The organism is Pseudomonas sp. LM13, assembly GCF_041381355.1.
In the GTDB taxonomy this organism is placed as follows: domain Bacteria; phylum Pseudomonadota; class Gammaproteobacteria; order Pseudomonadales; family Pseudomonadaceae; genus Stutzerimonas; species Stutzerimonas frequens.
Window position 1 is genome coordinate 91,455 of the sequence record NZ_JACBXH010000009.1, and the last position, 24,839, is coordinate 116,293.

At 66.1% G+C, this 24,839-nt stretch carries 25 protein-coding genes and 1 pseudogene; 12 read left to right on the forward strand and 14 right to left on the reverse strand.

Annotation, left to right across the window (positions count from 1 at the left end):
- Window positions 1-20: 20 nt before the first annotated feature.
- Complete coding sequence (locus HZR81_RS08975) at window positions 21-1,193, reverse strand: zinc-dependent alcohol dehydrogenase (RefSeq protein WP_500127887.1); 1,173 nt, start codon at window positions 1,191-1,193, stop codon at window positions 21-23.
- A 148-nt stretch (window positions 1,194-1,341) separates the two neighbouring features.
- On the reverse strand, window positions 1,342-2,202 hold the full coding sequence (locus HZR81_RS08980) for an SDR family oxidoreductase (protein WP_014822081.1): 861 nt from the start codon (window positions 2,200-2,202) through the stop codon (window positions 1,342-1,344).
- A gap of 136 nt (window positions 2,203-2,338) precedes the next feature.
- Between HZR81_RS08980 and HZR81_RS08985 the strand changes: the two genes are divergently transcribed.
- The 3 genes from HZR81_RS08985 to HZR81_RS08995 all read left to right on the forward strand — a co-directional run bounded on the left by HZR81_RS08985 (window position 2,339) and on the right by HZR81_RS08995 (window position 6,815).
- Window positions 2,339-3,259, forward strand: coding sequence for a hydrogen peroxide-inducible genes activator (locus HZR81_RS08985; protein ID WP_014822082.1), 921 nt, complete (start codon window positions 2,339-2,341; stop codon window positions 3,257-3,259).
- 4 nt (window positions 3,260-3,263) lie between these two features.
- Entirely contained in the window at window positions 3,264-5,336 is a 2,073-nt protein-coding gene (recG, locus tag HZR81_RS08990) for an ATP-dependent DNA helicase RecG (protein WP_023445568.1), read from the forward strand.
- A gap of 75 nt (window positions 5,337-5,411) precedes the next feature.
- Window positions 5,412-6,815: an aminoacyl-tRNA deacylase and HDOD domain-containing protein gene (locus tag HZR81_RS08995; RefSeq protein WP_500127888.1), complete on the forward strand. Its 1,404-nt coding sequence runs from the start codon at window positions 5,412-5,414 to the stop codon at window positions 6,813-6,815.
- Between the two features lie 57 nt (window positions 6,816-6,872).
- On the opposite strand, the gene HZR81_RS09000 is transcribed toward HZR81_RS08995, so the two are convergent.
- The 9 genes from HZR81_RS09000 to gspE all read right to left on the reverse strand — a co-directional run bounded on the left by HZR81_RS09000 (window position 6,873) and on the right by gspE (window position 14,529).
- Window positions 6,873-7,388 (reverse strand): type II secretion system protein M, encoded by a 516-nt coding sequence (locus tag HZR81_RS09000; RefSeq protein ID WP_278414001.1) that lies wholly within the window; start codon window positions 7,386-7,388, stop codon window positions 6,873-6,875.
- Window positions 7,388-8,521: a type II secretion system protein GspL gene (gene gspL, locus HZR81_RS09005; RefSeq protein ID WP_234174151.1), complete on the reverse strand. Its 1,134-nt coding sequence runs from the start codon at window positions 8,519-8,521 to the stop codon at window positions 7,388-7,390. The genes HZR81_RS09000 and gspL overlap by 1 nt, the downstream gene beginning before the upstream one ends.
- 3 nt (window positions 8,522-8,524) lie before the next feature.
- Entirely contained in the window at window positions 8,525-9,514 is a 990-nt protein-coding gene (gene gspK / locus HZR81_RS09010) for a type II secretion system minor pseudopilin GspK (RefSeq protein ID WP_500127889.1), read from the reverse strand.
- Window positions 9,511-10,224 (reverse strand): type II secretion system minor pseudopilin GspJ, encoded by a 714-nt coding sequence (gene gspJ, locus HZR81_RS09015; RefSeq protein ID WP_041015431.1) that lies wholly within the window; start codon window positions 10,222-10,224, stop codon window positions 9,511-9,513. Before gspJ ends, gspK begins: the two co-directional genes overlap by 4 nt.
- On the reverse strand, window positions 10,221-10,640 hold the full coding sequence (gene gspI / locus HZR81_RS09020) for a type II secretion system minor pseudopilin GspI (RefSeq protein WP_102833377.1): 420 nt from the start codon (window positions 10,638-10,640) through the stop codon (window positions 10,221-10,223). The genes gspJ and gspI overlap by 4 nt, the downstream gene beginning before the upstream one ends.
- Entirely contained in the window at window positions 10,637-11,206 is a 570-nt protein-coding gene (gene gspH / locus HZR81_RS09025; RefSeq protein ID WP_371104048.1) for a type II secretion system minor pseudopilin GspH, read from the reverse strand. Before gspH ends, gspI begins: the two co-directional genes overlap by 4 nt.
- A 3-nt stretch (window positions 11,207-11,209) precedes the next feature.
- Entirely contained in the window at window positions 11,210-11,644 is a 435-nt protein-coding gene (gene gspG, locus HZR81_RS09030; RefSeq protein ID WP_482739210.1) for a type II secretion system major pseudopilin GspG, read from the reverse strand.
- A gap of 5 nt (window positions 11,645-11,649) precedes the next feature.
- On the reverse strand, window positions 11,650-12,864 hold the full coding sequence (gene xcpS / locus HZR81_RS09035) for a GspF family T2SS innner membrane protein variant XcpS (protein WP_125860848.1): 1,215 nt from the start codon (window positions 12,862-12,864) through the stop codon (window positions 11,650-11,652).
- Between the two features lie 150 nt (window positions 12,865-13,014).
- Window positions 13,015-14,529 carry a type II secretion system ATPase GspE gene (gspE, locus tag HZR81_RS09040; RefSeq protein ID WP_500127890.1) on the reverse strand — a complete coding sequence of 505 codons (1,515 nt, stop codon included), beginning with the start codon at window positions 14,527-14,529 and terminating at the stop codon, window positions 13,015-13,017.
- 521 nt (window positions 14,530-15,050) lie between these two features.
- Here gspE and HZR81_RS09045 point away from each other — a divergent pair.
- Genes HZR81_RS09045 through HZR81_RS09055 form a run of 3 tightly spaced genes read left to right on the forward strand, consistent with a single transcriptional unit; the run spans window position 15,051 to window position 17,943 of the window.
- A complete protein-coding gene (locus tag HZR81_RS09045; RefSeq protein WP_500127891.1) occupies window positions 15,051-16,172 on the forward strand; it encodes a Re/Si-specific NAD(P)(+) transhydrogenase subunit alpha in 1,122 nt (373 codons plus the stop codon).
- Between the two features lie 13 nt (window positions 16,173-16,185).
- A complete protein-coding gene (locus HZR81_RS09050) occupies window positions 16,186-16,503 on the forward strand; it encodes an NAD(P) transhydrogenase subunit alpha part 2 (RefSeq protein ID WP_003284152.1) in 318 nt (105 codons plus the stop codon).
- Window positions 16,504-16,506: 3 nt separating this feature from the next.
- Window positions 16,507-17,943, forward strand: a complete 1,437-nt coding sequence (locus HZR81_RS09055; protein ID WP_500127892.1) for an NAD(P)(+) transhydrogenase (Re/Si-specific) subunit beta — start codon at window positions 16,507-16,509, stop codon at window positions 17,941-17,943.
- Window positions 17,944-18,013: 70 nt separating this feature from the next.
- Here the strand turns inward: HZR81_RS09055 and mdaB are convergent, their stop codons facing one another.
- Together mdaB and HZR81_RS09065 are read right to left on the reverse strand one after the other, a co-directional pair.
- Window positions 18,014-18,604: an NADPH:quinone oxidoreductase MdaB gene (gene mdaB / locus HZR81_RS09060; protein WP_500127894.1), complete on the reverse strand. Its 591-nt coding sequence runs from the start codon at window positions 18,602-18,604 to the stop codon at window positions 18,014-18,016.
- A 120-nt stretch (window positions 18,605-18,724) separates the two neighbouring features.
- The gene (locus tag HZR81_RS09065) at window positions 18,725-19,714 is read right to left on the reverse strand and encodes a bile acid:sodium symporter family protein (RefSeq protein WP_399774196.1); all 990 of its coding nucleotides are present in this window, start codon (window positions 19,712-19,714) and stop codon (window positions 18,725-18,727) included.
- A gap of 87 nt (window positions 19,715-19,801) precedes the next feature.
- Here HZR81_RS09065 and HZR81_RS09070 point away from each other — a divergent pair, with 87 nt between their 5' ends.
- The 6 genes from HZR81_RS09070 (at window position 19,802) to HZR81_RS09095 (ending at window position 24,112) form a co-directional block, all read left to right on the forward strand.
- On the forward strand, window positions 19,802-20,602 hold the full coding sequence (locus HZR81_RS09070) for an AraC family transcriptional regulator (protein ID WP_458991932.1): 801 nt from the start codon (window positions 19,802-19,804) through the stop codon (window positions 20,600-20,602).
- Window positions 20,603-20,766: 164 nt separating this feature from the next.
- Window positions 20,767-20,967: a DUF1127 domain-containing protein gene (locus tag HZR81_RS09075; RefSeq protein ID WP_200596662.1), complete on the forward strand. Its 201-nt coding sequence runs from the start codon at window positions 20,767-20,769 to the stop codon at window positions 20,965-20,967.
- Window positions 20,968-21,075: 108 nt separating this feature from the next.
- Complete coding sequence (locus tag HZR81_RS09080; RefSeq protein ID WP_500127895.1) at window positions 21,076-21,393, forward strand: DUF2388 domain-containing protein; 318 nt, start codon at window positions 21,076-21,078, stop codon at window positions 21,391-21,393.
- A 110-nt stretch (window positions 21,394-21,503) separates the two neighbouring features.
- Entirely contained in the window at window positions 21,504-21,800 is a 297-nt protein-coding gene (locus tag HZR81_RS09085; protein WP_063540960.1) for a DUF2388 domain-containing protein, read from the forward strand.
- Window positions 21,801-21,842: 42 nt separating this feature from the next.
- Complete coding sequence (locus HZR81_RS09090) at window positions 21,843-22,163, forward strand: DUF2388 domain-containing protein (protein WP_017245875.1); 321 nt, start codon at window positions 21,843-21,845, stop codon at window positions 22,161-22,163.
- Entirely contained in the window at window positions 22,160-24,112 is a 1,953-nt protein-coding gene (locus HZR81_RS09095) for a DUF7844 domain-containing protein (RefSeq protein ID WP_500127896.1), read from the forward strand. The genes HZR81_RS09090 and HZR81_RS09095 overlap by 4 nt, the downstream gene beginning before the upstream one ends.
- A gap of 66 nt (window positions 24,113-24,178) precedes the next feature.
- On the opposite strand, the pseudogene HZR81_RS09100 reads toward HZR81_RS09095, so the two are convergent.
- Window positions 24,179-24,839, reverse strand: a pseudogene (locus HZR81_RS09100) (hypothetical protein); the annotation flags it as partial.

A 24,839-nucleotide genomic window follows, 5' to 3' on the forward strand; every position in this document is an offset into this window, starting at 1 on the left:
GGATCGGCGATCTGCAGGCTTCAGGGTTTCAGAACGACCTTGATGCAGCCGTCATGCTTGTCGCGGAAGGTCTTGTACATCTCCGGACCCTGCTCGAGGCTGACGCTGTGGGTAATGACGAAGCTCGGATCGATCTCGCCTTCCTGAATGCGCCGCAGCAGGTCGTCGGTCCAGCGATTGACGTGGGTCTGGCCCATGCGGAAGGTCAGGCCCTTGTTCATCGCCGCGCCGAACGGGATCTTGTCGATCAGCTCGCCGTAGACGCCAGGAATCGAAATGATGCCGGCCGGGCGGCAGACGTAGATCATCTCGCGCAGCACGTGCGGGCGGTCGCTCTCGAGCATCAGCGCCTGCTTGGCGCGGTCGTACATCGAATCGATCGAACGCGCCGCGTGCGCCTCCATGCCCACCGAGTCGATGCACTTCTCCGGGCCTTTGCCGCGGGTCAGCTCCTTGAGGCGTTCGAGCACGCTTTCCTCATCGAAGTTGATGGTGATGGCGCCGCCGGCGCGGGCCATGGACAGGCGCTCGGGCACGTTGTCGATACAGATGACCTGCTCGGCGCCCATCATCACCGCGCTGCGGACGGCGAACTGGCCGACCGGCCCGGCCCCCCAGACTGCCACGGTGTCGGTGGGCTGGATGTCGCATTGCGCCGCGGCCTGCCAGCCGGTGGGCAGGATGTCGCCGAGGAACAATACCTGCTCGTCAGTCAGACCATTGGGGATCACCACGGGACCGACATCGGCGTAGGGCACGCGGACGTATTCAGCCTGACCACCGGCATAACCGCCGGTGAGGTGGGTGTAGCCATAGAGGCCGGCGGTGGTGTGGCCGAAGACTTTGTCAGCCACGTCCTTGTTGCGGTTGGTTCGCTCGCACACCGAGAAATTGCCGCGCCGGCACTGGTCGCACTCGCCGCAGACAATGGTGAAGGGCACCACCACGCGGTCGCCAACCTTGAGCTTCTTGTTCGCCGAGCCGACCTCCATCACCTCGCCCATGAACTCGTGGCCCATGATGTCGCCGTGCTGCATGCCGGGCATGAAGCCGTCGTACAGGTGCAGGTCGGAGCCGCAGATGGCGCAGGACGACACCTTGATGATGGCGTCGCGAGGGTCTTCGATGGTGGGATCGGGGACGTGGTTGTCGCAGCGGATGTCGTGCTTGCCGTGCCAGCGGAGGGCTCTCATGGACAATCTCCTGGTCGGGTTTCGGAAACGCCGTCTCGGTGATTCTCCTTTGCTGCCTCGCTGTTGCTCCTCTGTCACGGTGCGGCGTGCTGTCAGGGTTTTAGTAAGCAGCGCCGCACCAGAGTTGCCCGATTACCGACGGGCTGCACTAATGCCGATTGCGATCCAGCGAAGCGTAACCGTCGCGATAGCTGGGGTACCTGGGTTTCCAGCCCAGCGCACGGGCGCGGGCATTGCTGCAGCGCTTGCTGCCGGCGCGGCGGGTCATGCTCTGCTCGGCCCAGTGGGTGACGCCCAGGCGTTCGCGCAGCCAGTCGACCACCTCGTGCAACGGTGCCGGGTCATCGTCGACGCCGAGATAGCAATCCTCCAGCGCAGCACCACTGGCGTCGCTCTGCAGCAGAAACGCCAGCAGCCCGGCGGCGTCGTCACGATGGATGCGGTTGCTGTACTGCGGCGGATCGCGCTCGACACGCAAACCGGCGCGCACCTGATTCTGCAGCCAGGGGCGCTTCGGGTCGTACAGCCCACCCAGACGCACCCGCGTTACCGACAGGGCGCTGTCGAGCGCCAGTTGTTCGGCCTCGAGCATCACCCGACCGGTGAACCCGCCGGGCTCGGTGGCCGAGTCCTCGTCGATCCACTCGCCGTCGCGCTGGGCATACACGCCGGTGCTGGAAACGAACAGCAGCCGCCGAGGGCGCTGGCCGCGCTGCTGTAACCAACCGAGCACATTGCGCAGGCCTTCGACATAGGCCTGGCGATAGCCGGCTTCGTCATGTTCGGTGGCGGATGCGGCATAGACCAGATAGTCCAGCGAGCCGTTGGGCCAGCAGCGCGGACAGGTCGGTTCGGAAAGGTCGCCGTTGACCGGCAGGATCGGCACTGCCAGCTGGGCGGCGTTGCGCCGCAGGCCATACACCGTCCAGCCGTCCCGACTCAGTTGCAGACCGAGACGACTGCCAAGGTCGCCACAGCCTGCGATCAATACGCTAAGGCGCTTGCCCATGTTCTGCTCCCTCAGTTGTAACCCGCCGCGCGGGCCGCACGAAACCGCAGTGTACCGACTTTCGAAGCCTGGCCGACCGGTTGGTTCTGCGCTGCGCAAAAGGCTATGCTTGCCGGCACATTGATGGATGCTGACTATGACTCTGACCGAATTGCGCTACATCGTGACCCTTGCCCAGGAACAGCACTTCGGCCGCGCCGCTGAACGCTGCCACGTCAGTCAGCCGACCCTTTCGGTCGGTGTGAAGAAGCTCGAGGACGAGCTCGGTGTGCTGATCTTCGAGCGGACCAAGAGCGCGGTGCGCCTCACGCCGGTCGGCGAAGGTATCGTCACCCAGGCGCAGAAGGTGCTGGAGCAGGCACAGAGCATTCGCGAGCTGGCCCAGGTCGGCAAGAATCAGCTGGCCGCACCGCTGAAGGTCGGCGCCATCTACACCGTCGGCCCTTACATGTTCCCGCACCTGATTCCGCAGCTGCATCGTGTGGCGCCGGACATGCCGCTGTACATCGAAGAGAACTTCACCCACATCCTGCGCGACAAGCTGCGCACCGGCGAGCTGGACGCGATCATCGTTGCGCTGCCGTTCCAGGAAGCCGACGTGCTGACCAAGCCGCTCTACGACGAGCCGTTCTACGTACTGATGCCGGCCGACCATCCGTGGACGGCAAAGGAAACCATCGACGCCGAGATGCTCAACGACAAGAGCCTGCTGCTGCTCGGTGAAGGCCACTGCTTCCGCGATCAGGTGCTCGAAGCCTGTCCGACCACCCGCAAGGGCGAGGCACCGAGCCACACCACGGTGGAATCCAGCTCGCTGGAAACCATCCGCCACATGGTCGCCTCGGGCCTGGGCGTGTCGATCCTGCCGCTGTCGGCGGTGGAGAGCCACCACTACTCCCCCGGTGTGCTGGAGACCCGCCCGCTGACGCCGCCGGTGCCGTTCCGCACCGTGGCGATCGCCTGGCGCGCCAGCTTTCCGCGGCCCAAGGCCATCGAGATCCTCGCTGACTCGATCCGCCTGTGTTCGGTAGGCAAGCCGCCATCGGCGAAAGCCTGAGGCCATGAGCGAACTGGCGACCGTTCCGGTCACCGCACTCAAGGGCGTCGGCGCCGCACTGGCCGAGAAGCTCGCCAGGGTCGGCCTGGAAACCCTGCAGGACGTGCTCTTCCACCTGCCGCTGCGTTACCAGGACCGCACCCGCGTGGTGCCCATCGGTGCCCTGCGCCCGGGGCAGGACGCGGTGATCGAAGGCGTGGTGTCCGGCGCTGATATCGTCATGGGCCGCCGCCGCAGCCTGCTGGTACGCCTGCAGGACGGCAGCGGCACCCTGAGTCTGCGCTTCTATCACTTCAGCCAGGCGCAGAAGGAAGCCATGAAGCGCGGCACCCAGCTGCGCTGTTACGGCGAAGCGCGGCCCGGGGCCTCGGGGCTGGAGATCTACCATCCGGAATACCGCGCACTGACCGGCGAGCCGGCGCCTGTCGAGCAGACTCTGACCCCGATCTACCCAACCACCGAAGGCCTGACCCAGCAGCGCCTGCGCAACCTCAGCGAGCAGGCTCTAAGCCGCCTCGGCCCGCACAGCCTGCCGGACTGGCTGCCCGCCGAGCTGGCCCGTGATTATCGGCTCGGCCCGCTGGATCAGGCCCTGCGCTACCTGCACCGTCCGCCGGCCGACGCCAATCTGGAAGAACTCGCCGAAGGCCGCCACTGGGCCCAGCACCGCCTGGCCTTCGAGGAACTGCTGACCCATCAGCTGTCGCTGCAGCGCCTGCGCGAGCGGGTGCGCGCGCAGCAGGCGCCGGCGCTGCCGCCGGCGCAGAAGCTGCCGCAGCGCTTTCTCGCCAACCTCGGTTTCGCGCCCACCGGCGCGCAGCAGCGTGTCGGTGCCGAGATCGCCTATGACCTGGCCCAGGACGAGCCCATGCTGCGTCTGGTGCAGGGTGATGTTGGCGCCGGCAAGACGGTGGTCGCCGCCCTCGCCGCCCTGCAGGCGCTGGAAGCCGGCTACCAGGTGGCGCTGATGGCGCCGACCGAGATCCTCGCCGAGCAGCACTTTCTCAACTTCAGCAAGTGGCTCGAACCGCTCGGCATCGAGGTCGCCTGGCTGGCCGGCAAGCTCAAGGGCAAGGCCCGCGCCGCCGCGCTGGAGCAGATCGCCGGCGGCTGCCCGATGGTGGTCGGCACTCACGCGCTGTTTCAGGACGAGGTGGTCTTCAGGCGCCTGGCGCTGGTGATCATCGACGAGCAGCACCGCTTCGGCGTGCAGCAGCGCCTGGCCCTGCGCCAGAAAGGCATCGACGGTCGACTCTGCCCGCACCAGCTGATCATGACCGCCACGCCAATCCCTCGCACCCTGGCGATGAGTGCCTACGCCGATCTCGATACCTCGATCCTCGACGAACTGCCGCCAGGGCGTACGCCGGTGAACACCCTGGTAATCGCCGATAGCCGGCGCCTGGAGGTGATCGAGCGGGTGCGCATCGCCTGCAACGAGGGGCGCCAGGCGTACTGGGTGTGCACCCTGATCGAGGAATCCGAAGAGCTCACCTGCCAAGCCGCGGAAACCACCTTCGAAGACCTCTCGGCGGCGCTGGTCGGGCTGCGCGTCGGGCTGATCCACGGGCGCATGAAACCGGCCGAGAAGGCCGCGGTGATGGAGCAGTTCAAGCGTGGCGAGCTGCAACTCCTGGTCGCCACCACCGTCATCGAAGTGGGCGTCGACGTGCCCAACGCCAGCCTGATGATCATCGAAAACCCGGAGCGCCTGGGCCTGGCCCAGCTGCACCAGCTGCGCGGGCGGGTCGGCCGTGGCAGTGCGGCAAGTCATTGCGTGCTGCTGTACCATCCACCGCTGTCGCAGCTCGGCCGCGAACGGCTGGCGATCATGCGCGAAACCTGCGACGGCTTCCTGATTGCCGAAAAGGATCTGGAACTGCGCGGCCCCGGCGAGATGCTCGGCACCCGCCAGACCGGCCTCCTGCAGTTCAAGGTCGCCGATCTGATGCGCGATGCCGAGCTGCTCCCGGCGGTGCGCGATGCCGCCCAGGAATTGCTGGCGCGCTGGCCGCAGCACGTCAGCCCGCTGCTCGAGCGTTGGCTGCGTCATGGCCAGGAATACGGCCAGGTATGACAACCATCCGTCGCCACATCATCCGTGGCTGACGGCTTCGCTATACTCCGGCAGGTCACTACAACGGGTCCGCTCATGAATTCTGCTGTCGACACCGAAAGCTGCTCCGAACTGCCCCTCCTGATCACCAAGCTGTTGAAAGACCTCGGTGTGAGTTACCAGATCCAGCGCGATCGCCCCAACATTCCCGCTGCGCAGCGGGTGCAGGCGGTGCTGCTGGACGACAGCATCGGCGCGATGCTGGTGCTCTTCCCGCAGGATCATCTGCTCGACCTTGCACGCCTGGCCGAACTCACCGGCCGCGAGCTGGCCGCGGTCAAGCCGGAGCGGCTGGCGCGCATGCTCGCCAAGCACGAGTTGAGCCGCCTGCCCGGCCTGCCGCCACTGACCAGCTCACCCTGCCTGTACGAAGAGTGCCTGATGCAGCAGCCACGGCTACTGGTTGAATCCGGCCAGCCTGGCCTGCTGGTGGAGGTCAGCAGTGGCGACTTCAAGCGTCTGCTGAGCAAGGCCACGGCCGGTAGCTTCGCCGTACCGCTGAGCAGCATCCGACCGAACCTGGACCGCCCGGACGACGACCGCGCCGAGATCAGTCAGGCGGTGCAGAGTCTCACCGCGCGACGCATCCAGAAGCGTCTGGAAGAAACCATCGAGATTCCGCCGCTGCCGCATACGGCGCAGAAAATCATCAAGCTGCGGGTCAACCCCGACGCCACGGTCGACGACATCACCGGCGTGGTGGAAACCGACCCGGCATTGGCGGCGCAGGTCATCAGCTGGGCGGCCTCGCCCTACTACGCCGCTCCCGGGCGCATCCGCTCGGTGGAAGACGCCATCGTTCGCGTGCTCGGCTTCGACCTGGTGATCAACCTGGCCCTCGGTCTAGCGCTGGGCAAGACCATCAGCCTGCCGGACGACAAGCCGCAGGACGCCACGCCCTACTGGCAACAGGCGATCTATACAGCCGCGGTCATCGAGGGGCTGACCCGTGCGATTCCCCGCGAACAGCGCCCGGAACCCGGCCTGAGCTACCTCGCCGGACTGCTGCACAACTTCGGCTATCTGGTACTGGCGCACGTCTTTCCACCGCATTTTTCGCTGATCTGCCGGCACCTGGAAGCCAACCCGCACCTGTCGCACAGTCACGTCGAGCAGCATCTGCTGGGTATCACCCGCGAGCAGATCGGTGCCTGGCTGATGCGTCTGTGGGGCATGCCCGAGGAACTGGCGGCCGCCTTGCGCTTCCAGAACGACCCCGGCTATGACGGCGAAGATGCGGCCTATCCGAACCTGGTCTGCCTGGCGGTACGCATGCTGCGCAACCGTGGCATCGGCAGCGGGCCGGATACCGAGGTGCCGCAGCAGCTGTTCGATCGCCTGGGTATCACCCGCGAGAAGACCAACGACGCGATTGCCAAGGTACTCGCCGCTGAAGCCGCCTTGCGCGCCCTGGCGATGCAGTTCAACTCGCCACACTGAAAGCCCGCGCCGCCGGGTCTGTGCCTCGCGCAGGCCCGGCGATGGGTCAGGGCGCCATCAACTCCCCGCGCGAAAGCTCACCCGCGCATTCACCAGCCCTTCACCGGCGCGCTCCAGGCTGACGTCAGCAATGCTCACACCCTGCCCCTGCAGGGTGTCGAACCAGCGCAACAGCAATGCGTACGATGCCCCCGGCAGGCTCACCTGCAGGCTGCCGTCGCTGCCATTGTCGAAGCTCTCGATTCGCAGGTTGCCCTGCTGCGCGCTTTCGGTGATCACCCCCTGCAGCTGCTCCGGCGCCAGCTCGACCTGGTTGCTGCGCTCCATCTGGCGCGCCAGATCGGTGTTCTGCTCCATGTAGGCATGCAGTTCGCGCTGCGCCTGGTAATACTCGCGAGCGTCGGCGGCCTGGCGTTGCGCCGGCAGCCACAGCCAGAGATAGAACAGCACGGCGAGCAGAAAGGCGCCGAGCAGGCTCAGCGAGGTGCGCTCACGGGGCGCCAGGCGCTGCCAGCGCTGCCACAGCGGCGAATCGGCGAGGCGCACGGCCAGTTGTTGCTTGAGATTCATCATCAGCCTCCGATCACCACGCGCGCGCTGACGCCATCGCCTTCTCGACTGGCCGAGCCCAGCTGCACGCTCTGACCGGTGTCACCCAGACGTTGGCGCAATGTTTCCAGCGTGGGAAAGTCCATGGCCTGCACCTGCAGCGCCAGATCGCCGCGATCCTGGTTGTAGTCGAGCTGGCCGATGGTCACCGGAATGCCGTCCTCCAGTGCCGCGGCGGCGTGGTCGAGCAGGCGCAGAAAGCCCGTCTGGCCACCGCTGCCGCGGGCCAGATGATCATCGAACTGCGCGCGCATGTTGACGATGCGGATGTCTTCGGGAAACAGCTCGCGATACAGCGCCAGACTGGCCTCGGCGTAGGCATCGCCCTGGCGCTGGAAATACCAGGCCTGACTCAGGTTGAAGCCCAGCTGCACCAGCAGGATCAGGCCGGCCACGGCGAATAGCGGTTTCCAGTAACCGAGGCCGGTATTGCCAACCTCCACGGCGAAGTCACCCTGGGCAAGGTTGATCGCTGCCGCGCGCTGCGAACCGAGAAGCGCATAGGGATCGTCCACCTGCCGGTAGTCGTCGAGCGCCAGCGGCGGCTCGCTTTCGCTGCCCTGGGCATGCCATGGCGCCGGGCAGAGGCCGGACAGCTGCGGCCAATCCTCGGTGGCGAATGCCAAGCGCGTTTCGCCGACGCCGCCGAGCAGGCCACGCTCACCGATGAACAACAGCTGCGTGCCGTCCCGCGGCAGCAGATCGGCGTCGACATGAATCGCCACGATCAGCAGGCCCAGCTCGCGCAACTGGCCAAGCCAGTCATCCAGAAGCTGGCGGCGGATCGCTACGACCCGCAGGCGGCCGTCCGGCAGTGCTTCGCCGAGGGCCAGATGCAGATCGTCGACGTTTTCCGCCAGCAGTTCCTCGGCGGCGTAGGCCAGCGCCTGCTGCATCCAGCGCGCCTTGCGCGTCGGCAGGGTGACGGCGAAAAAGCTGCAGACTTCCGCCGGCAGGATCAGGCTGATCGCGCCATTGCCTGCGGCGCATTCGCCCAGTGGCTGCCAGCGGCCGGGTTCGTCCTTTGGCAGCCAGTAGACGCGGGTCTCGGCATCGAGCCGGGCCGGACTGTCGGCGGGCAGAAACAGGCAATCCATGGTCTAGCGTTCTCCGTCGGATGGGAGGGTCTGCCGGGCAGGCTGACCGAGATTTCGCGCGAGCACGCGGACGCTGCCGTCCTGCTCACGTTGCAACAGGCTGACCAGCGCCAGCCGGCGGTCGCCCAGGCGCACTTCACTGGTGGCCTGGAAGAATTGACTGCCAACCGCCAGCGCAGTGCCCTGCAGCGTAGTCCCGGCCAGCGCCGGCTGCGCGAGGAATGCCGCGCTGTTGCGAAACGGCGCGGCACGGCGCAGCTCGACCAGCGACTCGGCCGCGCCGAGGCTGACGTTGTCGCTCAGGCTGGATAGCACCATCGCGCTGGCCGTGTTGACGTTCAACGGCACGTTCGGCGGCAGCGCGACGACGTAGGGCGCCAGGCGCTGGAAATCCTCCTCGCGCATGTCCAGCAGCAAGCGTAGTTCGGACAGGTCGTGGAGCCGGCGACCGGCGCTGCGATAGGGCGTATCGAGGCCGAGATAGACGTTGTCTTCGGCACCCAGCTCACCGCTCGGCTGCTGGTCGGGATCGATCCAGTCGAGCAGGCGCTCGGCATAGGGCGCGCTGATCTGCAGACGCAGCAGCAGCCGGCGGAACTGCTCGACCGCGGCGGGGTTGGGCTGCTGGTCGCGCAGCAGGTCGTTGAGGTTGAAGCGTCCGGCGAGATCCTCGATGCGCACGAGGATCTCGCCCTGATCGATCTCGAACGCCGGCAGCGGCTGCGCCCAGGGCTCGAGCAGATGATCGACGGCCGCGGCCTCACCATTGGCGCCTGTCTCGCCCGTCGCACCAGCCTGCAGATCGCGAGCGAGCATGGTCTGGGCCAGCGCTTCGCCGCCCAGCGCGTAGTGCCAGGCCTGGCGTGCCTGCAACTGGTTGCTGCTGGCACGAATGCTGAGCTGCTGACGCGCCACCATTGCCGCGCTGACCACGGTGACGATGGCCACCACCAGCAGCACGGTGATCAGCGCCACGCCGCGCTGGTGCTTCATTGCGGCAGCTCCCCTTCGAACGGCTCCGGCACGCCCTCGGCGCCGGGCAGCGCCTGCTGCGTCGCCTGCTCGACGGCGTCGGGCAGGCGCAGCAGACGGGTGATACGGCCGTAGCGGGCGTGCTCGATATTCAGCTCCAGGGCGATCGGCAGGCGCTCGGCGGCGTTCTCCGGGCTGCCGCGACCGAAATCGAACGGCGGCCACTCCTCGTGCCATACCGCCTCCTCGTCCAGGTAGCGCAACTGCAGGCCCTGCACGTCTTCCAGTACCCGCTGCACGCGCGGCTCGCTGTCGAGGTCACGGTCCAGCACCACCCAGTAGACGCGCTCGAGGTTGTCGCCAGCCAGGCGCCAGCGCACCCGCTGTAGATTAGCGCGACGCAGCCCAGTGGGATTGCGCCAGCCGGCACGGGTCAGCTCCAGCACCGGCGCGCCGTCTTCGCCATCGAGCTGACCGATGAAGGCATTGCGCTCGTCGCCGAACTCATCACGGATCGGCCGCCCGATCACCTGCTGAAGGTCACGTTCGAAGGCCCACACCGCGCGGCTCAGCTCGCGCAGCTGCAGCTCCTGGGCACGCACCGCCTCATCGCTTTGCAGCACCGCTTCGAGCATGCGATAGGTGCCGAGGCCAAGCAGCGCGAACAGGGCGATGGCAATCAACAGTTCGAGCAGGGTGAAACCGGCGCTGGTGCGCGCGTGAGCGTTCATTGGCGCGCGGCTCCCGGGCCGACACCGATGAATCCGGTGAGGCTGGTGACCGCGCGCTCGGGTACCGGATCGCTGCGGCCACGCGATGTCTGCAGCGCAACCCAGACGGTCACCCGCAGCAGGCCCGGATCGGCGCTGGCCTCGATTTCGCTGAGGGTCTGCCACTGGCGGCCGCCGTATTCCAGCGCCTGGGTTTCGCGGCCGATGGCAGGCGGGGTCTGCTGCAACTGCAGTTCGCTGATGCGGTTGTCGGCGATCCAGCCGGCCAGGGTCAGTTCCTCCAGCCGCCCGGCGTTGCTCAGGCTACGCCCAGCCGCAGTGAGCACCACGGCCGACACGCTGGCGAAGATCGCCAGTGCCACCAGCACTTCCAGCAGGGTGAAACCGCGGCCGGCCCTGGCCGAGCGCCCGCTCATCGCCTGTCCTCGATGACTTGCGCCTCAGGCAGACGGAAGCCGTCGCTGGTGACCAGCCAGCCACCGCCGCGCGGCTTGCGTTCGGACAGGCGCAGGCTGAACGGCGACAGCTCGCCGCTGGACAGGATCAGCAACTGCGGCTCCAGCCGCGGCGCACGACGTTCGGTTCGCTCGCCTTCGCGCGACAGCCCGGCGCGGTCGTCCTCGCGCTGCGTCGGCGCAACCAGTTCCAGCGGCGTGCCGTCCAGTTCCAGATCCAGGCGCATCCAGTCCGGGACCTTGTGCACCTTGCGCCGTTCGACTTCCAGCCAGCGCGTGGCCGCCTCGTCGTAGCGCAGCACCCGGTAACCCTCGCTGTTGACCAGCAGACCGTATTCGCGACTGTCGAGTACCGCCTCGTCGCTGAGCACGCCGATCAGCGCAGCCAGTCGCCGCGCCTCGTCACGCAGCTCGCGCGAGGTGCTCGAGCCTCCGACGCTGAGCACCGCCACGCTGACCAGAATGCCCAGCAGGACGATCACCACCAGCAGTTCGATCAGCGTGAAGGCGCGGGCGCGTTGCCGCATCGATTACAGGTCCCAGTTACCGATGTCGGCGTTCAGTTCGCTGCCGCCGGGTTTGCCGTCGGCGCCGAAGGAATAGAGGTCGAACTGGCCCTGGGTGCCTGGCGAGAGGTACTGGTAGTCGTTGCCCCATGGGTCCTTGGGCAGACGCTTGAGGTAACCGTCGCGGTTCCAGTTCTTCGGTTGCGGATTGCCGGAAGGCTTCTTCACCAGCGCATCCAGGCCCTGCTGGGTGCTCGGATAGGCGAAATTGTCCAGCTTGTACATGTCCAGCGCCGCGGCGATGGCCTTGATATCGCCCTTGGCCACGGTGACCTTGGCCTGGTCCGGGCGGCTCATCACCTGCGGCACCACCAGCGCAGCGAGGATGCCGAGGATGACCACCACCACCATGATTTCGATGAGGGTGAAGCCCCCTTGCGTGCGTCGTTGCAACTTCATTGTCGTTACCCCACCAGTTGGTTGAGAGAGAGGATCGGCATCAGGATCGCCAGCACGATGACCAGCACCACAGCCCCCATGAACACCAGCATGAACGGTTCGAACAGGCCGACCAGCAGAGACACCTGAGCGGCGAGGTCGTTCTCCTGATTACGCGCGGTTCGCGCCAGCATCTGATCCAGTTCACCGGATTTCTCGCCGCTGGCGATCATGTGCAGCATCATCGGCGGAAATTCGCCGGTGGCGTCGAGTGCGCGGGTGAGGCTGCTGCCCTCGCGCACTTTCTGCGCCGCCTCGACCACCCGCTCGCGGATGCGCAGATTGGCGATCACCGCGGCGGCGATGGACAGCGCCTCCACCAGCGGCACGCCGCTCTTGGTGAGGATCGCCAGGGTCGAGGCGAAGCGCGCGGTATTGGTCGCCCGGCTCAGGCGGCCGATCAGCGGTATCCGCAGAATGAACGCATGCCAGCGCAGGCGCAGCGCCGGGTCGCGCAAAGCCGCGCGCATGGCCAGAAAGGCGCTGATAATTCCGAGCAAGATCAGCCAGCCCCAGTTCTTCACCACGTCGCTGGTAGCGATCAAGCCGCGGGTCAACGCCGGCAATTCCTGGCCGGTGTTGACGAACACCTTGACCACGTCCGGCACCACGTAGCCGAGCAGCAGCACGACGATGGCCAGCGAGGCGACCATCAGGATCACCGGATAGAGCAGCGCCAGCTGGATCTTCTGCCGCGACTGCTGACGCTGGTCGGTGTAGTCGGCCAGTTGATCGAGCACCAGCCCGAGATGGCCCGCGTGCTCCCCGGCCGCCACGGTGGCGCGATAAAGCTCGGGAAAGGCCGACGGATATTCGCGCAGTGCCGCGGCCAGGCTGTGGCCCTCCATCACCCGCGCGCGCACGGCCAGCAGCATCGACTTGATCTTCGCCGAGGTGGATTGCGCGGCGGCCGCGCGCAGGGCTTCCTCGATCGGCAGCGCGGCCTGCACCAGCGTCGCCAGCTGCCGGGTGACCAATGCCAGATCGCGCGCCGACAGGCCACGGCCGAAACTCAGGCCGCCACGGCTGACGTCTTCCTTGGACTTGGCCTGCTTCACCTCCAGCGGTGCCCACTGCTTCTCGCGCAGCAGCTGCCGCGCCTGACGCGGGCTGTCGGCCTCGATCAGGCCCTTCTGCTCACGGCCACGGGGGTCGAGGGCGAGGTATTCGAAGGCAGCCATCAGGCGGTCTCCAACAGCGGCGATCCGCGGTCGAGAGCGCCTCTACACAGATACCGCACAGCCGAGGGAGCAGCCGCGAATGGCGCCACCATACGGTGTCGGTCAGGCTGCGGATGCCTCTGCAGGCGCGTCGGAATCAACCTCATCCCCTCACTCCTCACGCGTCACCCGCAGCACTTCCTCGATGGTGGTCACGCCCTCGCGCACCTTGCGCAGGCCGTCGTCGCGGATGCTCGAGCCCAGCTCGCGGGCATGGCGCAGCATGTCCTGCTCGCTGGCGCGGGTGTGCACCATGGTGCGCAGGGTGTCGTCGAACAGCACCAGCTCATAGATGCCGGTACGCCCGCGGTAACCGAGCCCGCGGCACTGCTCGCAGCCTTCGGCGTGATACAGCGTCGGCGCCTCGGCCGGACTGACGCCAAGCAGCGCGCACTCGGCGGCATCGGCGATGTAGGCGCGTTTGCAGTCATTACACAGCACCCGCACAAGGCGCTGGGCCAGCACGCCGAGCAGCGAGGAGGAAATCAGGAACGGCTCGACGCCCATGTCCACCAGGCGCGTGACGGCGCCGATGGCGCTGTTGGTGTGTAGCGTGGAGAGCACCAGGTGGCCGGTCAGCGAGGCCTGCACGGCCATGTCGGCGGTTTCCTGGTCGCGGATCTCGCCGACCATCACCACGTCCGGGTCCTGACGCAGGATGGCACGCAGCCCGCGGGCAAAGGTCATGTCGACCTTGGTGTTGACCTGGGTCTGGCCGATGCCTTCGAGGTGGTACTCGATGGGATCCTCGACGGTGAGGATGTTGCGGGTGCGGTCGTTGAGGGTCGTCAGCGCGGCATACAGCGTGGTGGTCTTGCCCGAACCGGTGGGGCCGGTGACCAGGATGATCCCGTGGGGCTTCTTCACCGCCTGCTCCAGGTGGTCGCGGTCCTGCTCGTTCATGCCGAGATGACGCAGGGTCAGGCGCCCGGCCTGCTTGTCGAGCAGACGCAACACCACCCGCTCGCCATTGGCCGAGGGCAGCGTGGAAACGCGGATATCGACCTCGCGACCGCCGACCCGCAGCGAGATACGCCCATCCTGCGGGATGCGCTTCTCGGCGATGTCCAGCTTGGCCATGACCTTGATCCGCGACACCAGCAGCGCCGCCAGCTCGCGCTTGGGCTGCACCACTTCGCGGAGAATGCCGTCGACGCGAAAGCGGATCACCAGGCGCTTCTCGAAGGTTTCGATATGGATATCCGAAGCGTTCTCGGCAATCGCCTCGCCGAGGATCGCGTTGATCAGGCGGATGATCGGCGCGTCGTCCTCCTGCTCCAGCAGGTCCTCGGTTTCCTGGATCTGATCGGCCAGGCTGGCCAGGTCGAGGTCGTTGCCCAGCCCCTCGACCATCAGCATCGCCGCCGATGAATCGTGCTGGTAGGCGGCACCGAGCGCCTGATCGAAATCCGCCTGGGCCAGCCACTGCATCGGCAGACGCATGCCAACGACCCGCTGCGCCTCCTGTACGGCAGTCAACGCGGCGCCCTCGCGCAGGCCGAGGTGCAGCTCGCCGCCACGCTCCAGCAGGATCACACCGTGCCGACGCGCAAAGGCGAACGGCAGGCGGCGCTGGGCCGGCTGTTCGAGCAGCGTGGTGACTTCGTTTACATCGAGTTCGGGCATCGTCCAGCTCCACCAGCGACACGCAGCGACCCGACGTCACTGCGTTCGAAACACTCCAATCGGGTCCAACCAGCCTAGTTGGACTACAAGGATTGAATGACATTTCAACGTGCGCGCGTTTTTCCCGCATATCGACTTAACCCGACACCAAGGTCGGAGATGCTTGGCACCGCTGACGAATACCCCGTCAATGGCGCGTCATTCATGATGCGGCCGTGTCGTGTGCCTGGCGCGGACGAATTGGTCGTACGCGGAGCCAAACAGGACGCAATCTGCAGCGAAGCACGGAAAACAGGCAGTCATCCTGCGACCGGCGCGTCAAATACAATCGTTTGATTGAAACAGTTGTTTGATTTTTTCAAGGCTTGCAGAATGCCGCGCCGGGCGATCCGTTTTTGCGCATCGCCCGGCTGGCTTCACCTGTTCCACACCCCGTTCGCCAGAGCAGCGAGCGGGTGAAAAGCACGTCGGTGCGCGGTTCGCCGCAGTACCGGTCATGATCACGCAGGAGAACAACAACAATGCACATCGGTGTTCCTCTCGAAACCCACTCCGGGGAGACGCGCGTCGCCGCGACCCCGGAAACCGTCAAGAAACTGATCGGCCAAGGGCACCGGGTGACGCTGCAAAGCGGCGCCGGGTTGCTTTCCAGCGTGCCGGACAGCGCCTATGAAGCGGTCGGCGCAACCATCGGCGATGCGGCCGCGGCCTTTGCCGCCGAGCTGGTGCTGAAGGTCAATGCGCCTGACGAGGCCGAACTGGCGCAGATGCAGACCGGCAGCGTGCTGCTGGGCATGCTCAACCCGTTCGACAATGACTGCATCGCGCGCATGGCTGCCCGCGGCATCACCGCCTTCGCCCTGGAGGCCGCGCCGCGTACGTCCCGTGCACAGAGCCTGGACGTGCTCTCGTCGCAGGCCAACATCGCCGGCTACAAGGCGGTGCTGGTCGGTGCCCATCACTACCCGCGCTTCATGCCGATGCTGATGACCGCCGCCGGTACGGTGAAGGCCGCGCGCGTGCTGATCCTCGGCGCCGGCGTCGCCGGGCTGCAGGCCATCGCCACGGCCAAGCGCCTGGGCGCGGTGGTCGAGGCTTCGGACGTGCGCCCGGCGGTGAAGGAGCAGATCGAATCGCTCGGCGCCAAGTTCGTCGACGTGCCGCTGGAGACCGACGAGGAGCGCGAATGCGCCGAAGGCGTCGGTGGCTATGCGCGGCCGATGCCGGCCTCGTGGATGGCGCGTCAGGCGCAGGCGGTGCACGAGCGCGCGCTGCAGTCGGACATCGTCATCACCACCGCGCTGATCCCGGGCCGCAAGGCGCCGACGCTGCTGCAAGAAGCCACCGTCGAGCAGATGAAGCCCGGCTCGGTGATCGTCGACCTGGCGGCCGGGCACGGCGGCAACTGCCCGCTGACAGAGATCGATCAGGTGGTGGTGCGCCACGGCGTGACCATCGTCGGCCACGCCAACCTGGCGACGCTGGTGCCGGCCGACGCCTCGGCGCTGTACGCCCGCAACCTGCTGGATTTCCTCAAGCTGGTCATCGACAAGGACGGCCAGTTCCAGCTCAACCTCGAAGACGACATCGTCGCCGCGTGCCTAATGTGCCGCGACGGCCAAGTCGTGCGGACCAACGGTTAAGGGAGACGCGAACATGGATCTGATTTCGGACGGCATCTACAACCTGATCATCTTCGTGCTGGCGATCTACGTCGGCTACCACGTGGTCTGGAACGTCACCCCGGCCCTGCACACGCCGCTGATGGCGGTCACCAACGCGATCTCGGCAATCGTCATCGTCGGCGCCATGCTGGCCGCCGCGCTCACCGTTACCCCGCTGGGCAAGGCCATGGGCACGCTCGCCGTGGCGCTGGCCGCGGTCAACGTGTTCGGGGGCTTCCTGGTCACCCGTCGCATGCTGGAAATGTTCAAGAAGAAGGACCGCAGCGCGGCCAAGGCGGAGGGCAAGTAAGCCATGAGCATGAACCTGATCACCCTGCTCTATCTGGTCGCCTCGGTGTGCTTCATCCAGGCACTGAAGGGTCTGTCCCACCCCACCACGTCACGCCGCGGCAACCTGTTCGGCATGATCGGCATGGGTATCGCGGTGCTCACCACCGTGGGCCTGATCTTCAAGCTCGGCAGCGAGCTGGCCACCGCCGGCATCGGCTACGTGATCGTCGGCCTGCTGATCGGCGGCAGCGTCGGCACCGTCATGGCCAAGCGCGTCGAGATGACCAAGATGCCCGAGCTGGTCGCATTCATGCACAGCATGATCGGCCTGGCCGCGGTGTTCATCGCGATTGCCGCGGTGGTCGAACCGCAGTCGCTGGGCATCGTCGAGCAGATCGGCTACGCGATTCCGGTGGGTAACCGCCTGGAACTGTTCCTCGGTGCGGCCATCGGCGCCATCACCTTCTCCGGTTCGGTGATCGCCTTCGGCAAGCTGTCCGGCAAGTACAAGTTCCGCCTGTTCCAGGGCGCCCCGGTGGTGTTCAAGGGCCAGCACATGGTCAACCTGGCCGTGGGCCTGGCGATCATCGGCCTGGGCCTGGTCTACACCTTCACCGGCAACCTGACCGCCTTCGCCATCCTGGTGGCGCTGGCCTTCGTCATCGGCGTGCTGATCATCATCCCCATCGGCGGTGCCGACATGCCGGTGGTGGTGTCGATGCTCAACTCGTATTCGGGCTGGGCGGCCGCCGGTATTGGCTTCTCGCTGAACAACTCGATGCTGATCATCGCCGGCTCGCTGGTAGGCTCGAGCGGCGCGATCCTCTCGTACATCATGTGCAAGGCGATGAACCGCTCGTTCTTCAACGTGATCCTCGGCGGCTTTGGCGCCGACGCCGATGCCGGCGGCCCGGCGGGCGCGCAGCCGGAGCGCAACGTGAAGTCCGGTTCGGCCGACGATGCCGCCTTCCTGCTGACCAACGCCGACACCGTGATCATCGTGCCCGGCTACGGCCTGGCGGTGGCCCGCGCGCAGCACGCGCTGATGGAGCTGGCTGAGAAGCTGACGCACATGGGCGTGACCGTGAAGTACGCGATCCACCCGGTCGCCGGCCGCATGCCGGGACACATGAACGTGCTGCTGGCCGAAGCCGAGGTGCCCTACGAGCAGGTCTTCGAGATGGAGGACATCAACTCCGAGTTCGGCCAGGCCGACGTGGTGCTGGTGCTCGGCGCCAACGACGTGGTCAACCCGGCGGCGAAGAACGATCCAAAGTCGCCCATCGCCGGCATGCCGATCCTCGAGGCGTACAAGGCCAAGACAGTCATCGTCAACAAGCGCTCCATGGCCAGCGGCTATGCCGGTCTGGACAACGAACTGTTCTACATGGACAAGACCATGATGGTCTTCGGCGACGCCAAGAAGGTGGTCGAGGATATGGTCAAGGCCGTGGAGTGATCGCCTCGCGCTGAAACGAAAAACCCCTCCCGGCCCTTGCCGCGAGGGGTTTTTCTTTGCCTGTCGAAGGTCAGACGCTGAAGCCGAACACCTCGCCCAGGTGCCGCCGATAGCGCTCGACATCCGCCTCGATCTGCGGCCGCTTCATCACATCGACGCTGAGGAAGGTCGGCAAGCCCTGCAGGCCAAGAAACTCGTTGGCCTTGTGAAACGGCAGATAGACGGCATCCACACCCTTGCCGGCAAAGAAATCGCTGGGGTCGTCGAAGGCCTGCTGCGGCGCGTTCCAGGTGGCGGAAATCATGTAGCGTTTGCCCTGCAGCAGACCGCCGCTACCGTACTTCTGCGACGCGTCCGAGCGGGTGCGGCCGTCGTTGGCGTAGAGGCTGCCGTGGCCGGCGGTGAACACCTCGTCCAGGTATTTCTTCATCGTCCAAGGTGCGCCCATCCACCAGCCGGGCATCTGATAGATCAGCGCATCCGCCCAGAGAATCTTCTCGACTTCCTGCTGCACGTCGTAGCCGGCGTCGATCTCGGTGGTGCGGACCTCGAAGCCGGCCGCGGTCAGGGTTTCGATGGCTGCCTGATGCAGCGTGGCGTTGTACTGGCCGGCCGAGTGGGCGAAGGCCTTGCCGCCGTTGAGTAGCAGAATCTTCTTCATGGGACTGCCTCAGCAACAGAATGGCGCGCAGCTTAGCCACCCCTGCGCACCGCTCCCAGACCGTAGCGGGCAAATGATCTTTGCGCTGCAGTCACGAATCCGCCGCTGATTGGCTTCGAGTCAGCCCGCTTTTGCGACCGCTGCTGTTTCTGGTCGCGACGCATAGCGCTGCGCCAGTACCGCGCAGACCATCAGCTGAATCTGGTGGAACAGCATCAACGGCAGGATCAGCGTGCCCAGCGCACCGCCGGCGAACAGCACCTGCGCCATGGGAATGCCGGTGGCCAGGCTCTTCTTCGAGCCGGCGAAGAGAATGGTGATGCGGTCCTCCAGATCGAAGCCCAACCAGCGCGCCACCAGCCAAGTGATTAGCAACGCCAGCGCCAGCAGCAGACAGCAGGCCAGCACCAGGCCCAGCAGCTGCGGCAGCGGCACCTGCTGCCAGATGCCCTCGACCACCGCATGGCTGAACGCGGTGTAGACCACCAGCAGGATCGAGCTCTGGTCAACGTTCTTCAGCCAGCCCTTGTTGCGCGCCACCCAGTCGCCGATCCAACGCCGCGCGATCTGCCCGGCAATGAACGGCAACAGGAGCTGCACGACGATCTTGCCGATGGCATCCAGCGTCGAGCCGCCTTCGCCCTGGGCGCCCATCAGCAGCAGCACCAGCAGCGGCGTGAGGAAGATGCCGATCAGGCTCGAAGCCGCCGCGCTGCACACCGCCGCCGGGATATTGCCGCGCGCCAGCGAGGTGAAGGCGATCGCCGACTGCACCGTGGCCGGCAAGGCACATAGGTAGAGCATGCCCAGGTACAGCTCGGCGCCGATCATCGGCGTCAGCAGCGGACGCAGCGCCAGGCCGAGCAGCGGGAACAGCACGAAGGTGCAGCTGAACACCAGCAGATGCAGGCGCCAATGGCCCATGCCGGCGAGGATCGCACTGCCCGATAGCTTGGCGCCGTGCATGAAGAACAGCAGGCCGATGGCCAGGTTGGTGATCCACTCGAACACCGCCACGCCTTGCCCGCGCGCTGGCAGCAGCGTGGCGATGGCCACCGCACCGAGCAGGGCCAGAGTGAAGTTGTCCGGTAACAAGCGAGGTCTGGCCATCGGCGCTCCTGATTGTGTGGCTTGCGGCAGGTTGCCAGCGAGTCTACTGTCGCCCTGGATATCCGACTAACGCCATAAGCCAGACAAATGTCGAGAAAAGGACAAAGCGGCCTCGTGCAACGCAGCATCCCAGCCATGGATGCACTGCCGCGCCCGCTGTTCGCCCGCAGCGAATCCCTGGCCGAACGGACCACCACGCCGCGCCACAGCCATCCGTGGGCACAGCTGTCCTACGCCATCAGCGGCGTGCTGCGCGTGCATACCGAGCGCGGGCGCTTTCTCGCTCCGCCGCAGCGCGCCATCCTGATTCCGCCGGGCCTGCTGCATGAGGTAATCAGTTCGCCGCAGACCGAGATGCGCAGCCTGTACATCGACCAGCACGCCTTGGCTTGGGCGCCCGAGCATTGCCAGGTGCTCGCGGTCAGCCCGCTGCTGCGCGAGCTGATCCGCGCCTTTGGCGCACTGCCGGCGGAGTACGACGAGCAAGGTGCAGAAGGCCGCCTGGCAGCGGTGCTGCTGGACCAGCTGCGGGCGGCGCCGGCAATCGGCTATTCGCTGCCCTGGCCCGGGGATGCCCGGCTGCGTCGGCTGTGCGAAGCGCTCTACGAGCAGCCCGACCTTTCACTCAGCCTGAAACAATGGAGCGAGCGCCTCAAGGTCTCGGAGAAAACTCTGACCCGCCAATTCCAGCGCGACACCGGCCTCAACTTCCGCGCCTGGCGCCAGCGTCTGCGCCTGCTCAGCGCGCTCCCTCTGCTGGAGCAGGGCCAGCCGGTTACTGACGTCGCCCTGGCGTGCGGCTACGAATCCACCTCGGCGTTCATCGCCGCGTTCGGTCAACAGTTCGGCACTACGCCGGGTGCGTTGGCACGCGCACCGGACCGATAAGCAGCGCAGCGAGAACAGTTGGCGCATTCGCGACCAATACAGTTGCAGCCATTCTCGAACTGCACCGGCACAATCGAGAATCCCTGTGGCTGTTGCACTTGCCTGACGCGCGCGATCCTGTTCTCCCATAACCCGCACCCGGTCACACCGGGAAGGAGCGCAGCATGGACCGCACGCTATCTCGTCCTTATGTCGCCACCCGCGCCCGGCGCAACTGGCTACAGCTGCTGCAAGTATTGCAGCGTTGGCAACGCAACTACCGTACCCGCCAGCAACTGGCGCAGCTCGACGACCGCCAGCTGGCGGATGTCGGCATCAGCCATAGCGAGCGCTCGGCAGAGCTGGACAAGCCGTTCTGGCGCTGAGGTATCCCGCACCCACCGATTCGAGCCTATGCTGCCTGCTACAAGACCGTAGCGACGGGAACGTCGTCCCCATGGCGCGGTCTAGAGCCTCATTACTGGAGATCTGCCATGTCCCGAATCCTGCTTCCCTTCCTCGCCGCCGGCCTGCTGCTGAGTGGAGGCGCGTCCGCGGCCAGCTTCACCGCTACCACCGACATGGTGGTCGGCGGCCTGATCAACACTGTCGATGCCACCTCGGACCTCACTTCATCCCTGCGCGACGACAAGCTGGTGCTCGACGCCCGGGACGACGCCGCACGCTTTGTCGCCAGCCGTGGCGATCTGCGCGGCGTCCATCTCGAAGCGGCGCTGCGCCACATTCGTAGCCAGCAGCCGCAGTTGCAGGCCAGCGATCTGCAACTGGCTCAGGCGATCCTGGCGCTCTGATGCATGCAGCAGCATAAGCGCTGCTGCAACCTGAGGAAGCAACCGAGCGCTGGCTCTGCAGCCAGCGTTTCGCTAGCCTTGGCGCCGTTTTTCCCGGCAACAGGTTCCGCATGCGTTCGTATTCAATCGTTCTCTTATTTCTCGGCCTCGCCGCTGGTACCGCCCAGGCTTTCGATGTCACCACCGCGGGTGTCGTGCAGACCAGCTATGTCAGCAGCCAGCTGACCAGCGCTCCCTTCGACAACAAGCTGATCGCCGAGGCCCGCGAAGACGCGGCCGGTTTCGTCGCCAGCGAAGGTCAGCTCACCGCGGCTCGCCTGCAAGCCGCCATGGCGCGTCTGCGCCAGGAACATCCGGAGCTTGCCGCCAGCGACCTGGAACTGGCCGAAGCCATCCTCGTCCAATAACCGCACCGCCTGCCGGTGCCCAGACCCGTGAGAGATTCATCGATGAACAAGCTATTGCTCGCCGCCCCGCTGGCGCTCGCCGTCGCCGCGGGCACAGCCCAGGCGCAGACCCTCGTGGCCACCAGCAACATCGTCGTGCGTGCCCTGGACCGCAGCATCAACTTCACCTCCGACGTGACCAGCCGCATCAGTGACATGAAGGTCGTCGTCGAGGCCCGCGAAGACGCCGCCAGCTTCGTCGCCAGCGCCGGCGAGATCCGCGGTGCCCATCTGGAAGCGGCGATCGGCACCCTGCGCAGCGAGTTCCCCGCGGCGCGCAACGCCAGCGATCTGCAACTGGCCGAAGCCATCCTCGCGCTGTGACCCGCCTCGGCGCCTGGCTGCTGGCGAGCGGCCTGAGCCTGGCCAGCATCGCGGCTCATGCCGAGCTGCGCCTGGTTCTCGACTCACGCACGCTGGACGCCGAGCAACGCGCCGCCAGCCAGGCGCTGCTGGACGAAGCAATGGCCGCACTGCCACCCCGCCTGGTGCAGAGCCTCGATCGCGAGGTGCGCGTGCAATGGCGCGACAACCTGCCGGAACAGGCCTATGGCCGCGCCGGCGGCAAGCGCCTGGAGCTCAATCAGCGCCTGCTGCCGGCGCTCACCGACGGCAGCGCCGCCAACGAGAAAACCCATCGTCCCCACGGCACGGTGCGCCGCGAGCTGCTCGCCACCGTCATTCATGAAGTGGCGCATCTGTACGATCGCGCGCGCCTGTGGTCGCCGGATCAACACCTGCTGCAGGGCCATTGCCGTCAGCGCGCCAGCAATCTCGGACAGATCGGGCTGCCGGACGACTGCCGCGGGCAGACCGACCGCCGCTTCACCCTCAGCGACGACCCGCGCCTGCTCGATCTGGCCGGCTGGCCGCAACGGGTCGGCAAGCGCGGCCTGCGCGAACAGGACAACGCACAGCTGGCGCGCAGTCCCGATCCGTACGAGCTGACCAGCCCGCTGGAATTCGTCGCGGTGAATCTCGAATACTTCCTGCTCGACCCCAACTACGCCTGCCGCCGCCCATCCCTGCACCGCTACTTCAGCGAGCACTCCGGCTGGGCACCGGAGCCTGCCGACTGCACGCCGGGCTACCCCTTCCTCAACGCCGGTCGCGAGTTCGGCCGCACGCCCCTGTTGAGCCTTGACCCTGCACGTGTCTACGAGGTCGACTACCTGTTCGCCGAAGCCAACGACGCCTGGGTCAGCCGCTGGGGCCATAGCATGCTGCGCCTGGTCATCTGCGCGCCCGGCCGCGAGCCCGGCCCCGATTGTCGACTGGATCTGGACCACCACCTGGTATTGTCCTTCCGCGCCTTCGTCGACGATGTGCAGCTCTCCAGCTGGGACGGCCTCACCGGTGTCTATCCTTCGCGCCTGTTCATTTTGCCGTTGGGCCAGGTGATCGACGAATACACCAAAGTGGAACTGCGCGGGCTGGCCTCGGTGCCCTTGAAGCTGCACCCCGAAGAGATTCGCCAGCTGGTCGAGCGCAGCGCCGAACTGCACTGGAGCTACGACGGCGACTACTACTTCCTGTCCAACAACTGCGCGGTGGAAACCTTGAAACTGCTGCGCAGCGGCACGGCGCGCAGCGATCTAGTCGCACTGGACAGCATCATGCCCAACGGGCTGCTGGAAGTACTGATCCACCGCGGCCTGGCCGACGCCAGCGTGCTCGACGACGCCCGCGAGGCGCTGCGTCTGGGCTACCGCTTCGACTCCTACCGCGACCGCTACCAGGCCATGTTCGCCGTGCTCAAGGAACGCCTGGGCCTACCACAGCACAGTGTCGAGCAGTGGCTCGAGCTCGACGCGGCCGAACGCCAGCCATGGATCGACCGCGCGGACCTGCGTGCCGCCGCCGCCCTGCTGCTGGTCGAACAGGCCGCCCTGCGCCGCCAGCTGCTCCTGGCCCAGGACGAGCTGAAGAACCGCTACCTCGGCGGCCGCGGCCGCGACGCCAGCCTGAACAAGGCTGACGGCGCCCTGCAGGAAATCCTCGCCAGCAGCGGCTACCTCAGCCGCCCGGCCGAACTGCTCGACGGCGACGGCTACGGCCTGCCACAACCCAACGAATGGACCCGCCTCGAACGCGAGAGCGAACAACGCCAACTACGCTTGAATCAGCTAACCGAAGAGCTGGACCAGGAAGTGCGGGTGCTGCTGGGCGATGAGCGGCGGGAGGAACTCGAAGCGATCGAAGTGAACCTGGCCCAGATCGGCGAGCATCTGCGTGGGTTGCACAAGGCTGGGGGTGGGTTGGAGTTGCCTTAAAAGCCGTTTCCGATAGGCCTGCCGGGAACTATAGGACGGGATATAGAGGCTCCCAGCCGGCCGCAGTCAATCGGCATAGCGTACATGGCGGTCCATGAGGTTGAGGCGGCCGGTGATGTCGTAGGCCTTGACGCGGGCCAGGTTCTGCGTCAGTTGCGCCTCCCAGGTCTTGTCGTCCATATCACGCCAGTAGCGCTCGGGGCGGCCCGTGCGGCGGTCATGTGCCGCCGTGGTCGGGTCGTTCGCACGGTGTTTCTCGAACAGCGGGATATCCGGCAGCGGGCAGCCGATGTCCATGTAGTTCTGCAGAAAATCCCAGGCGGCGAAGTGCGGTGCCATGCTGGAGTCCTTGGGCACGATGGGGGAAAGATCGATGGCCAGGTCGTGATAGCGATGCACCAGATGCAGTTGATGCCAGATCAGTCCCTGCCTGTCGGGGCCGCTGCTGATATAGGCATCGAACTCATAAAAGGGATAGGTGAACTCACCGATAGTGCCACTGCGTTTGTACTCGCCCATATTGTCGTAATCGAAGATCGTGACCATGCCGGTGCGGCGGTTGAACTCCCACAACGGGCCCTTGGAAGGGCGAACGACCCAGTTGGTGAACTTGTGAACGACCAGGGAGCCTATGGCCCAGCAGGCGAGAGGAACGCCCAAAAACCAAGGTGCTGTCTCTACAACAATATTTACTAATCCTTTTGTGAACCCTTCGGGGTCTACGTCA